A 12,683-nucleotide genomic window follows, 5' to 3' on the forward strand; every position below is an offset into this window, starting at 1 on the left:
TAAATTCTTAGTTAAAGTTCTGCTTAGCTTGATAAGATAGTTTTACGCCAAGTGCAAAACCGTCATTGTCTTCAAAGTCACTAACAACCGTTTTACTTGGAATTTGACCTTCAGCATCACCGAACCATAAGTATTTACCACCAGCAGATACAGCCCAGTTTTCGGTAATATTATATTTTGCGCCAAGGCCAGCACTATAATAGCCTTCGATAGGACCTAATGAGGTGACTGGGTCACCTGCACCGCTATCCCAACCAATATTGCCTGAAACTGCTAATGCAGGAGTTAGACGTTTGGCCAGACCAAGCTCTACTTGCCATTGATCTTTATCATAGCTGACTAAATCTAAACCTTCAGGAGGTATACCAGTACCTTGAGGCAGAGTTGCTAATACTTGACTAAAACCATTATATAATCCTGGTGTAATCGCGAAATCACTCCATGGTACCCAGCGTACTTTTGCAGTCGCTAATGTCGTCGGGTTGATACCCGTCTGGAAATCAAAGTTTACTGACTCAGGTGTGGTAATTTCAATATCGCCACTTCGATTTGCTGAAAGGCCTGGGATAGGTAGACTATCGACAAAAGGATATAGCTCAGCAGAATTAGCAGTATGCTCAATTTCCGAGCGGTAAGTCAATGCTGCTTTTAAAGCAATCTCAGGCTTACTATACGACACACCTGCTAACCAACCATAGTCTTGATCCGCATTAACATTTAAAGTATAACCATTAGCAACGCTATAAGCCTCACCACGTAGCTTTACGTCAGCTTTGACACGCTGCGCGACAGGACCACCATAGACTTGGAGGTTTTTGTTTTCACCAAGTTTTGCACCTAGAATACCTGTAATGCTTTCAGTTCTTACTTCTACGTTAGTACCTTCACCGTTTCTTGGAGAAAGAGGGTTTTGGTCTACAAAATTGTTGTTACCACTATAATTAGCTGCCGCACCAAAAGGCTCGTCATATAGGATGCCGATACTAAAAGTATCATTGATATCGGCTTTTACACCATAACGAAAGAAATCGTAAGACTCTGCGATGTCATCAATTTTATTGCCTGATGAGTCTTTACCACTTACATCGGCATCGATATAAGTATAGACGGTCTCTGCATAAGTGCCATCTTGTAAGAATGCGGTGATGTCTTGACCTGAACGATCAAGACCAGCAGCACTAGCAACGCTAGCGACAGATAGAGCAGCAACAGCTACTGTGAGAGTTTTTAAATGAAAAGTTGCGCGCATTGTATATCTCCAAACATCCGCATTGTTTCACTACTTTGCCTATTATTCATAGGTAAGCAGTATCCGAGGTGCAAGATAGTAAAGATTTTGGCACACGAAAACAACTGCAAAAACACATTATTTCTTGTTTATGACTAAACAGTATCTTTATCTAATAATATGCATATAAAATTACTGAACGCAAAATATCGAGTCCTTTATTAGATATTGGTTTAGAAATCAATAATGTGGTGGTCTGTCTGCCATGACATCAAATGGTGCAATACCGCCTTCTGTATCTTGGCTCTCCATTTGCTTATAGATAAGCTGCAGCTGACGCTGTAATGTTTGAATATCTTTGTCTTGCCGGGCAATAACCGTGTCAAGTCGCTCAACAGTCATTTCTAAATGCGCCATGTTCATTTGCAAATCGATGACTTGTGTTTGCAACTCATCTTTTGTGGCTGTGTCATCATTTTTATCATTAGATTGGTTCATATTTTTCTCGGAATTATCATAAATATTGGGCGATAGGGATGAAAGGCGTTATTAGCCAGTCATTGATATATAAAGGTAATAATCAATAGAAACGATTAAAAAATAGCGGCTGATAAGAAAAGCAGTAAATAGTGTTTATAAAAGCATTTACGCACACTACAGTCTGGTGGTGGCATGTTATACTGCAGGCAATTTTGCAACAACCCCTACCTCACTATTATATAAGCTTAAGATATTCTATGGCACTGATACATTTAAAAGACATTCACCTAGCCTTTGGCGTCGCTCCCGTTCTAGATGGCATTGACTTTTCAATCAATGCTGGCGAGCGTGTGTGCTTAATCGGTCGCAATGGCGAAGGTAAGTCTACACTATTCAAACTGATTAACGGCTCATTACAGCCTGATAGCGGTGAGATTATCACCAATAGCAGCATGCGGGTCGCTATGCTAGAACAAGACGTTCCTGAGTCTAGCGGACGCATACTTGACATCGTTATGGGCGGCAGCCGCCGTACCGCTGATTTGCTTATTAATTATAATAAGCAAGTTGATCTTTGCGCCAATGGCGACATGGACGCTTGTGAGCACATGGCAACTCTACAGCATGATATTGATGCGGTTCATGGCTGGGATTTGGAGCGTGATGCCACGCGACTAATCACGACTATGGGGCTGGATCCAGATGATGACTTATCATCCCTATCTGGTGGTCGTAAGCGCCGTGTGTTACTTGCCAGATCTCTAGTAACAAAGCCCGATGTCTTGCTATTGGACGAACCAACCAACCATCTAGATGTCGAAAGTATCGAGTGGTTAGAACGGTTCTTATTAGATTGGCAAGGACTGACACTTCTATTCGTGACCCATGATAGAGCTTTTGTGAATAAACTAGCAACACGTATCGTGGAGCTTGATCGCGGTCAGCTTACGAGCTATGACGTGACCCAAGGTGCTAAAGGCTACGCGCGCTATCAAGAGCTGAAAGAACAGCAGTTATTGGCTGAAGAGAAAAACAACGCTAATTTTGATAAAAAGCTCGCGCAAGAAGAAGTCTGGATTCGTCAAGGTATTAAAGCGAGACGTACCCGTAATGAAGGTCGCGTTCGTGAGTTGAAAGCGCTGCGTGAAGAACGAAAAGGTCGTCGTGAACAAGTCGGCAACGTCAATATCACCATGGGTGAAGGCGAAAAAAGTGGCAAGCTAGTCTGTAAAGTCAAAAACCTGCATCTCGAATATGATGGAGATGTATTGGTTGATAACTTTAGCACCATGATTATGCGTGGCGACAAAATCGGTGTCGTTGGTCCTAACGGTGTTGGTAAAACCACTTTAATCAAAGCCCTACTTGATATGTCTGATGACGAGATCACCAAATCAGGTAGCGTCGAACTCGGAACCAATTTACAAATCGCTTTCTTTGATCAGCTGCGTGATCAGCTAGATTTAGAAGCCAGCGTGGCACAGAACGTCTCAGAAGGCTCTGACTTCGTCGAAGTAGGCGGACGTAAGACGCATATCATGAGCTACTTGCAGGACTTTTTGTTTGCCCCTGAGCGTTCTCGTACGCCAGTCAAGGCCTTATCCGGTGGCGAGCGCAACCGTGTCTTACTTGCCAAGCAACTACTAAAACCTGCAAACATCCTAGTACTTGATGAGCCAACCAACGATTTGGATATGGCCACACTTGAGTTGCTAGAAGAGTCCGTGAGTAGCTTTAACGGTACGATACTACTTATCAGCCATGATCGCTCATTCATGGATAACGTCGTCACCTCTACTTGGGTATTTGACCAAAACGAAGAAGGTAACGGCATCGTTAAAGAGTATGTTGGCGGCTATCAAGAGTACCTTGTTCAGAAAAACCGCGAGGACGCAAGTCGTGCCGCTAGAGCACCTGCAAACAATACCTCAAACGAGAAACCTACCAAGAAAGCTGCGGCAGCTGAACAGGCTAAAAAGTCCACTAAAAAACTAAACTTTAACGAGCAGCGTGAATTGGACAGTTTACCAAAAGAAATTGCTGCCCTAGAAGCCGAACAGAATGAACTACAACACAAGCTGGCTGACGGCTCATGGTTTAACAAAGATTTTGATGCAGCGACCGCAGCTAGTGAACGTTTATTGGTCATTGAAGATGAGATGATGACCAAGCTTGAGCGCTGGAGTGAACTCGACGACTAATGACCATACTCCTACCAATGCTTTTATCAAATGGACTTGATATTGGCAATACTAATAGGAAGCCTGATAACTGACAATTCACAACCTAACAAAAAGTCGCTACTCAATAATAGAAAGTAGCGAGGACCGGTTTCCCACTGCTTACAGCTAAATTAACTACTGAAAGTTAGTGAACATTGTCTAATTTTCAAGTATCATTCGCTGTTACTGAATATCCTTAATAGTTACAGGGTCATCATTCTTGTAAAAACAAAATGAATGTGAGACGTCAATAATCTGGCATTTTTTGCCCAGATTTTCTTACTAAACCTTATAGTATGACCTATCAAAGTTGCTTTATTTTTAACGCAATAATTTATTTTATCACCAAAATAGCTTAGAATAGCAACAATTAGCAAAATTAGGCACAGCTAAAGTGGTTTGTTATTGTATTTTTTATAAGCCACAAACCCAGTGTGGGATAATCCCATTTCATTCACCTGGAGGAAGTTTTAATGAGCCAAGCCGAAGGCGTTAATGTAAAACGCCGTAGAGTCCTTATTGCCTCAACCGCTGCGATTGGTGCAGCCGGGGTAGCCGCTGTGGCGACACCTTTTGTCCGTTCTTGGTACCCAAGCGCCAAAGCAGAAGCTGCAGGTGCAGCTGTTGTACAAGATGTCAGCTCTGTAGAAGAAGGTCAAATGATCGTCGTAAAGTACCGCGGCAAACCTATTTTCGTCGTTAAGCGTACCGAAGAGATGCTGGCGACATTGGAGTCTGTAACGCCATTGCTACTTGACCCCGATTCAGACGCATCATTACAACCAGAGTATACCAAAAACCAAGGTCGTTCTATAGAACCAGGTCTATTGGTCGTTGAAGGTGTCTGTACTCATTTAGGCTGTGCACCAAATTATCGTCCTGATGTTGGGGCAGCTGACCTAGGTGGTAATGATTGGTACGGTGGTTTTTTCTGTCCATGTCACGGGTCAAAATATGACATAGCCGGACGTGTTTATAGTGGCGTTCCTGCACCACTTAATTTACCTGTTCCAGATTATAGCATTTCAGGAACCATCTTAACGGTTGGGGAGGCTTAATATGAGCATAGGTAAAAAGTTAATGCATTGGGTGGACGCGCGTTTTCCAGCGACGGAAACCTATGAATACCATATGTCAAAGTACTATGCACCAAAGAACTTTAACTTTTGGTACTTCTTCGGCGTATTGTCAATGATCGTATTGGTCAACCAGTTGGTGACCGGTATCTGGCTAACGATGATGTACAACCCAAGTGCCGAAGGGGCATTTGCATCTGTTGAATACATCATGCGTGATGTCACAGGTGGTTGGCTCATCCGTTATATGCACTCGACTGGCGCGTCCGCGTTCTTCGTCGTGGTTTATCTGCATATGTTCAGAGCACTATTATATGGTTCATACCAAAAGCCCCGTGAGCTTATTTGGCTGATCGGCATGGGCATATACTTAGCACTAATGGCCGAGGGTTTCTTTGGTTACCTACTACCTTGGGGTAACATGTCATTCTGGGGTGCACAGGTTATTTTGAACCTTCCTGCTGCGATTCCTGTGATTGGTGATGGCTTAGCTGAATGGGTCCGTGGTGATTACATCATCTCAGGTATCACACTGAACCGCTTCTTCGCACTTCACGTCGTTGCTATTCCGCTTGTTCTTGTGGGCTTAGTCTTCATGCATATCGTGGCACTGCATCACGTAGGGTCAAATAACCCTGACGGTATCGATATCAAGAAACTAAAAGATAAAAACGGTATTCCATTAGACGGTATCGAGTTCCACCCGTACTACACTGTCCATGACATGGTTGGTATTGTGGTCTTCTTTATCTGCTTCTTTGCCGTCGTATTCTTCTTCCCAGAAGGCGGTGGGTACTTCCTAGAGCCACCAAACTTTGAGACAGCGAACTCACTGAAAACACCAGCGCATATTGCACCAGTTTGGTATTACACACCGTTCTATGCCATCTTACGTGCGGTTCCTGATAAGCTTGGTGGCGTTATCGCGATGGGTGCTGCGATTGCGGTATTATTCTTAATACCATGGCTCGATAGGTCTCCCGTACGCTCTATACGCTATAAAGGTATTTTATCTAAGATCGCTCTGACTGTCTTTGCCATTAGCTTCGTTGTATTAGGCTACTTAGGTGCGACACCTGCGACACCAACTGCGACGCTTATGTCTCGGATATTTACCATACTTTATTTCTTATTCTTCTTATTGATGCCGTTCTACACTGCTATTGAGAAGTGTAAACAGCCACCAGAACGCGTTACCGGAGGTCACTAATGAGCACGCTAATTAAATCCCTAGCTGGTTTGGGCTTAGGCGCGGCAATGACTTTGACTGCTGGTAATGCTCTGGCAGCAGGCGGCGGTGGTTGCGGTACCTTTACCAATGCTGATGGTGTCGAAGAACACTTAGCTTGTAGTACAGCCCCTATTGATTTTACCAATAAAGGCTCACTGCAAAACGGTGCAAAAATATTCATGAACTACTGTGCCGGTTGTCACTCTGCACAGTATGTTCGTCACTCTCGCATCTCTCAAGACTTAGATATTCCACCTGAGCTAGTCGAAAAGTACCTGATGGTTACTACCGATCAAATCGGCGACCATATCGATGCTGAGATTGATCCTGATGTACAAGCATCATGGTTCGGTGCTGCACCGCCTGACTTATCACTTGAAAATAGACTGCGTGGTGATGATTGGGTATACAGCTACTTGCTATCATTCTATGAAGATCCTAGCCGTCCTTGGGGTGCTAACAACTTAGTACTTGCAAACGCAGCTATGCCTCATGTGTTGCATGACATGCAACAAGAGCTAAGTGCCGAAGAGTTCGAATCCGAGGTCGGTGATTTGGTGAATTTCATGGCATGGATGGGTGAGCCTGTTCGTCATGATCGCCAAGTGATTGGATTCTTTGTGATTTTATTCTTATTAGTGCTTTTAATCCCAGTTTACTTATTGAATAAAGAGTTCTGGAAAGACATTAAGTAAGTCTGTACTCAAATAAAATCTCATTAACACACCTCATCAATACAAAGGGCACTACAATAGTAGTGCCCTTTGTGTATTTAGTACTCACTATTTACTGTCTTATTACCCCTCTGGCGATAGACCTACATGCCTTGCAACTGCACTGTTTACGTTGGTTGCCTTGATAATCAGCTCTACATTGTTTACGATGACAGTCTTCACCACTAACATTAGGCTTTCATGATTGATGCGAATGACATTCCAAGTAGTCAGCTAATTTTATACGCTGATGACGGCTACAACAGTCATGTAGTGCGCCTATTACTTGAAGAAAAAAAGCTCGAATATTACTTCTCGCGCCTAGACTCTGAGCGTCCGGAGGATTTGACGGAGCTAAACCCCTATCACACCTTGCCTGTGCTACAACAGCGTGACACTGTGCTCTATGAGATAAATGTCATCTTTGAATATCTTGAAGAACGTTACCACACGAACAAACTACTTCCTGAAGCGCCTCAAGAACGTGCACAGTTTCGCCAGCTAGCATGGCGTATCCAACACGATTGGTTAGTACTAGGGAAGCGTCTATTAATGCATCCTGATAGCTTCAATAAGGCACAAGCCACCCTGGCTAAAAAGAAGCTTAGTGACTCACTAATCACTCTCTCACCTTTGTTTGCTCATAAACCATATTTTATGGCCGATACCTTTGGTTGGTGTGACGTGCTATTAGCGCCATTACTATGGCGCTTAGAAGAGATGCAGATTGAGTTACCACGTTCGATTAGTCGTCCATTATTAGACTATCAAAAACGTATCTTTGACCGACAGAGTTTTCAAAACAGCGTTAGTTAGACAAGTAAAAATAGCTTACTTAAAATATAATCAATTTGAATAATTAAAAACCATTAATATAGGAAATTATCAGATGAGCGACTCTCTATCAATTACCCCTACTCGTCCTTATATGGTACGCGCATTATATCAATGGATAGAGGACAATGCTTTGACACCATATCTGATGGTAGACGCCACCGCTGAAAATGTTCAAGTACCTACCGAACACATACAGGATGGGCGTATCGTACTTAATGTTGCCAGTCGTGCCACAGGCAATATGAGCATGGAAAACGACTACATCCACTTTAGCGCTCGCTTCGGTGGGGTTTCTCAAGAAATTTGGGTGCCATTAAGCGCCGTGATGGGTATCTACGCCAAAGAAAATCAACAAGGCATGTTCTTTGATCCTAAAGAATACGATAATTATCAGCCAGAAGAGGATGTGGTTGCCACTCCAAAACAAGGTAGCAAAAGCCCTAAGCCAAAGCGTGATAATAAAGCAGGGTTAAAAGTTTTAAAATAAGCCATAGAGAGTACTATAGTCCTCATTGGTAGCAAAATTAACAATGAAGCTTCTAATTTGCATAACCCTAATCAAAAAAGCTGGATGTCTATAGACATCCAGCTTTTTTGATTGTGAACTAAGCCATTACTAAAGGGCGTAATATCATTGCCCGCGAAACTACTAAGTTCTCGGTAAAGTCACGCCTTTTTGACCTTGGTATTTGCCACCACGATCCTTGTAACTGGTCTCACAGACATCGTCAGCATCACTTTGGAAAAATAGCATTTGAGCGACCCCTTCACCTGCATAAATGCGTGCGGGCAGATTTGTGGTATTACTAAACTCAAGGGTCACATGACCTTCCCATTCTGGCTCAAGTGGCGTGACGTTGACAATGATACCGCAGCGCGCATATGTAGACTTGCCAAGACAAATCGTTAATACGTCTCGTGGAATGCGGAAATACTCCATCGTGCGTGCTAAAGCAAATGAGTTCGGTGGGATGATACACTCATCGCCGACAATATCGATAAAACTCTTTTCGTCGAAGTTCTTCGGGTCTACCACCGCTGAATGTACGTTCGTGAAGACTTTAAACTCAGTGGCACAGCGTACGTCATACCCGTAACTTGATGTACCATAACTCACCAAACGTTCGCCTGCATCGTTGAAGCGTACTTGACCAGGCTCATATGGCTCAATCATGCCATGCTCTTCGGCCATCTTTCGTATCCAGCGGTCAGACTTTATAGACATTGTGATTCCTTAGTAAGTATTTAGCAGCGATGATTATACGGAATTGATAGCAAAATTTATAGTAGCGTCGATTCGATACCAGCCATTTTCAGCTGATTTTTTAGGTCCCAGCCAAATTTTTCTAAGTCACTATTCATTTACAGCTACTGGCTGTCCCTGATAGCTGATTGTGCTACTAACTATTCTTCTTTTTGCTTGTCCTGAGGCAGCCCAAACAGCTTCTGTAATGGCTTTAATCTCTATCATTGTCAATCCGCCTGCTAATTCTTCAGTGACATTGACTGCTGCCAAACCACTTACTCCAAACGGATGCTTGGGAAACTTAAGCAATAAATCAGTGATAGCTTGTACTGCTAGCAAAAAATCAGCAACCACCATTCGGCGATTGCTAAAATTCGCATTAACTTGATGGCGTTTGCTACTGCCATCTTTATAGTAGCAAACGGCACTCACTTGATTGTTTGACAGCCCAATGATGTATATCGGTGGACGAAATAACTTTAGGAGCTGATATTTCTTGGGGGTAGTATTTAAATGACTTTGATAAGTAGCTACGCTCACAATGTTCTCTTTCAAAAAATTCGCTTATCATCGACTGGCTTAGCAAATTTACTGATATTGGTTTCAATATTTTCAGCGATACTAACATAATAAGAAGCAAAGTCGTCATCCGCCAGAACACTTGGCTCACCCTTATCAACTTGCGCACGAATACCACTGGCAAGTGGTAACTGCCCCAATAGTGGTACGTGGTATTGCTCAGAGATTTGCTCACCACCACCGGTACCAAAGACGGCTTCAGTATGGTTACAGTTACTACAGGTGTGCAATGCCATATTTTCAACCACACCAAGGACTGGGATATTAGTCTTGTTGAACATTTCCACGCCTTTTTGCGCATCCATTAGAGCCACATGCTGTGGTGTCGTTACAACGACAGCGCCCGTGACTGGGATACGCTGTGCCAACGTCAACTGTATATCACCCGTACCTGGTGGCATATCAATCACTAAATAATCCAGCTGTGGCCAGTTTGTTTGATTATAGAGCTGCATCAGTGCGCCAGTCGCTTTAGGTCCACGCCACGCGACTGGCGTATTTTCACTATCTAGCAAGCTACCAATCGACAACATAGCCAGACCGTGTGCATTGACCGGTACAAACTGCTCGTTTTCCAATTCAGGCTTAACCTCAGCCACACCCAACATCGTTGGCATACTTGGTCCATAAATATCTGCATCGAGCACGCCGACACGATTGCCAAGCTTTTGTAAAGCCAATGCGATATTCACAGTCGTTGTCGATTTGCCTACACCACCTTTGCCTGATGCTACTACGATAATATGACGAATACGTGGATGCGCTGCTAGTGACGACTGTTTGGGCGCAGTCTTAGTAATCGGTGGTTCGCTATCATTATTTGACGCTTCAGTAGTTTGCGCTTGTTTCGCCATCGCATCCGTCGTCTTGGGCATTTGTTTTGGTAGGCTGGCTCCAGCACCTTTGGCGGCGGCAGGCAAACGCACATTCATATGAATGGTTTTGACACCATGCGGACGCAACATTTGACCAAGCTCTTTTTGGATAGTCTCAGGATCGCTATCTTGTGGTAAGCGTAAGTCTAAGGTCAGCTGATCACCATCACGTTCAAGACCAGTAACCATCGTTGCTATACTGTTTGCACCTACTTCGTAACCGAGCAGCACCTTGTCAACGGCGCTGTCGATCTCAGCTTTTTGTTGCGGGGTTTCTGTTTTTGCAGTGGATTTTTTCTTCATAAAATTAAACATATCAACCATTACTGCCTATACAAGTGAATGAGTGTGGTAAAAAGCCCAATCAATTCCTAAGATTAAACAACAAGTATCCAGTGAAAACTGATGTAGCCCATGGGCCTATTAGCCAAACCTTTTATCATGCTAGTGTAGCTGAATTACAATCATAAAAAAACCACAACGCCAGTAGGTCTGACGTTGCGGCATACAATTGTCTTGTCTTTGTTTTAATTCATAAACCAACCGTGACTGGCTACGATAGACTGTCCCGTAAATACATTCGTTGGAAACGCAGCCAAAAATAACGCCAACTGGGCGATATCATCAACGGTGGTAAATTCCTTGTCTACAGTATTTACCAACATAATATCATTCACTACAGACTCTTCGCTAATGCCTTTCTCTGCAGCTTGTTGTGGGATTTGCTTTTCAACCAAAGGCGTTTTGACGAATCCTGGACAAACCACATGCGAACGCACGTTGTGTTCAGCACCTTCTTTCGCCAATACGCGACACAATCCAAGTAAACCATGTTTGGCAGTGACATAAGGTGCTTTGTATAACGACGCTTCATGCGAATGCACTGAGCCCATATAAATGACTGTACCGCCTCTATCACCTTCATACATGTGCTTTACTGCAGCTTTGGTGGTCAAAAAAGCCCCATCTAAATGGATAGCGAGCATTTTTTTCCAGTCATCAAAGGCCATTTTATGAATCGGGTCGATGATTTGAATACCTGCATTAGAGACCAGAATATCAATAGCACCAAACGTATCTACTAGCTTTTGTACTCCTTCATTGACGGCACTCTCAGAGGTCACATCCATGACAATCGCTAGTGCCTTGCCACCAGCTGCCTCGATATCCTCAACTGTTTTTTGTGCCGCTTCAAGGTTGATATCGGCAATGCCAACAGCTGCGCCTGCTTTAGCATAAGTCTCAGCAATATCACGTCCGATACCACTTGCAGATCCAGTGACCAACGCCACCTTACCGGTTAAATCTTGTTGTAATTCGGTCGCCATACTTTACGTTCCTTCATTAGATGACTTTGTGAATATTAGATGACTTTGTAAATACGTTATTGGATAAATACGTTATTGCGCAATGCTCACTGGCGTTTTTTCTTGGAGTTCTTCAAAACTAACACCTTCTGCCAATTCAACCAGCTTTAATCCATTGTCTGTGACATCAAGTACGGCAAGCTCTGTGATAATGCGGTCAACCACTCCTTTACCTGTCAATGGCAACTCGCAATTGGCCAAAATCTTGGGAGCACCGTGTTTATTGACCTGCTCCATGAGTACAATAACGCGTTGCACGCCAGCGACCAAATCCATCGCACCGCCCATGCCTTTGACCATTTTTTTAGGAATCATCCAGTTGGCTAAATCACCCTGCTCTGATACTTCCATTGCCCCTAATATCGCCAAATTTACGTGGCCGCCACGAATCATTGCAAACGAATCTGAACTGCTAAAATAGCTAGCACCCTTTGCTGCAGTAACCGTTTGTTTACCAGCATTAATCAAGTCAGCGTCGACATTTTCTTCGGTTGGAAACTCGCCGATACCCAGCAGGCCGTTTTCTGACTGCAGCCACACATCTACCCCTTCAGGGATATAATTGGCTACCATTGTGGGCAAGCCAATGCCTAAATTTACGTAATAGCCATCTTCTAATTCTTTTGCGGCACGTTGTGCCATCTGTTCTCTTGTCCACGCCATGATGTACTCCTTATCATTATAGCCTTCTCCAACAATACAGTGAGTAGCGTCAAGCTTATCTAAGCGACTCAGTGTTTCCAGTTCCAAAAAACACAGGACTCGTAAACTTGTTCTTTACTACTAAAATCTTGGGAGACGATACTAAATTTTCTATTATTAATTCAAC

13 protein-coding genes are annotated in these 12,683 nt (G+C 43.5%); 6 read left to right on the forward strand and 7 right to left on the reverse strand.

Going from position 1 to position 12,683, the window contains the following annotated elements:
* Positions 1–7: 7 nt before the first annotated feature.
* The gene (locus L0J61_RS04345) at positions 8–1,249 is read right to left on the reverse strand and encodes an OmpP1/FadL family transporter (RefSeq protein ID WP_301465095.1); all 1,242 of its coding nucleotides are present in this window, start codon (positions 1,247–1,249) and stop codon (positions 8–10) included.
* A gap of 219 nt (positions 1,250–1,468) precedes the next feature.
* Positions 1,469–1,726 carry a SlyX family protein gene (locus L0J61_RS04350; RefSeq protein ID WP_290188156.1) on the reverse strand — a complete coding sequence of 86 codons (258 nt, stop codon included), beginning with the start codon at positions 1,724–1,726 and terminating at the stop codon, positions 1,469–1,471.
* 239 nt (positions 1,727–1,965) lie between these two features.
* Here L0J61_RS04350 and L0J61_RS04355 point away from each other — a divergent pair, with 239 nt between their 5' ends.
* The 6 genes from L0J61_RS04355 (at position 1,966) to L0J61_RS04380 (ending at position 8,274) form a co-directional block, all read left to right on the forward strand.
* The gene (locus L0J61_RS04355; protein WP_301465096.1) at positions 1,966–3,909 is read left to right on the forward strand and encodes an ATP-binding cassette domain-containing protein; all 1,944 of its coding nucleotides are present in this window, start codon (positions 1,966–1,968) and stop codon (positions 3,907–3,909) included.
* A gap of 494 nt (positions 3,910–4,403) precedes the next feature.
* A complete protein-coding gene (petA, locus tag L0J61_RS04360; RefSeq protein ID WP_301465097.1) occupies positions 4,404–4,988 on the forward strand; it encodes a ubiquinol-cytochrome c reductase iron-sulfur subunit in 585 nt (194 codons plus the stop codon).
* Positions 4,989–5,010: 22 nt separating this feature from the next.
* Complete coding sequence (locus tag L0J61_RS04365; RefSeq protein ID WP_301465106.1) at positions 5,011–6,216, forward strand: cytochrome bc complex cytochrome b subunit; 1,206 nt, start codon at positions 5,011–5,013, stop codon at positions 6,214–6,216.
* Complete coding sequence (locus tag L0J61_RS04370; protein WP_301465098.1) at positions 6,216–6,932, forward strand: cytochrome c1; 717 nt, start codon at positions 6,216–6,218, stop codon at positions 6,930–6,932. Before L0J61_RS04365 ends, L0J61_RS04370 begins: the two co-directional genes overlap by 1 nt.
* Before the next feature lie 219 nt (positions 6,933–7,151).
* Positions 7,152–7,766 (forward strand): glutathione S-transferase N-terminal domain-containing protein, encoded by a 615-nt coding sequence (locus L0J61_RS04375; protein ID WP_301465099.1) that lies wholly within the window; start codon positions 7,152–7,154, stop codon positions 7,764–7,766.
* Positions 7,767–7,839: 73 nt separating this feature from the next.
* Positions 7,840–8,274: a ClpXP protease specificity-enhancing factor gene (locus L0J61_RS04380; RefSeq protein ID WP_301465100.1), complete on the forward strand. Its 435-nt coding sequence runs from the start codon at positions 7,840–7,842 to the stop codon at positions 8,272–8,274.
* Positions 8,275–8,436: 162 nt separating this feature from the next.
* Here L0J61_RS04380 and dcd read toward each other — a convergent pair whose 3' ends face one another.
* From dcd to L0J61_RS04405, 5 genes are all read right to left on the reverse strand, one after another.
* A complete protein-coding gene (gene dcd / locus L0J61_RS04385) occupies positions 8,437–9,012 on the reverse strand; it encodes a dCTP deaminase (RefSeq protein WP_301465101.1) in 576 nt (191 codons plus the stop codon).
* A gap of 129 nt (positions 9,013–9,141) precedes the next feature.
* Positions 9,142–9,573: a hypothetical protein gene (locus tag L0J61_RS04390; RefSeq protein WP_301465102.1), complete on the reverse strand. Its 432-nt coding sequence runs from the start codon at positions 9,571–9,573 to the stop codon at positions 9,142–9,144.
* Positions 9,574–9,584: 11 nt separating this feature from the next.
* On the reverse strand, positions 9,585–10,802 hold the full coding sequence (apbC, locus tag L0J61_RS04395; protein ID WP_301465103.1) for an iron-sulfur cluster carrier protein ApbC: 1,218 nt from the start codon (positions 10,800–10,802) through the stop codon (positions 9,585–9,587).
* 212 nt (positions 10,803–11,014) lie between these two features.
* Entirely contained in the window at positions 11,015–11,815 is an 801-nt protein-coding gene (locus tag L0J61_RS04400) for a 3-hydroxybutyrate dehydrogenase (RefSeq protein ID WP_301465104.1), read from the reverse strand.
* 72 nt (positions 11,816–11,887) lie between these two features.
* Positions 11,888–12,517 (reverse strand): CoA transferase subunit B, encoded by a 630-nt coding sequence (locus L0J61_RS04405; RefSeq protein ID WP_301465105.1) that lies wholly within the window; start codon positions 12,515–12,517, stop codon positions 11,888–11,890.
* Between the last annotated feature and the right edge of the window lie 166 nt (positions 12,518–12,683).

Source organism: Psychrobacter sp. (genome assembly GCF_030457785.1).
Classification (GTDB): Bacteria; Pseudomonadota; Gammaproteobacteria; order Pseudomonadales; family Moraxellaceae; genus Psychrobacter.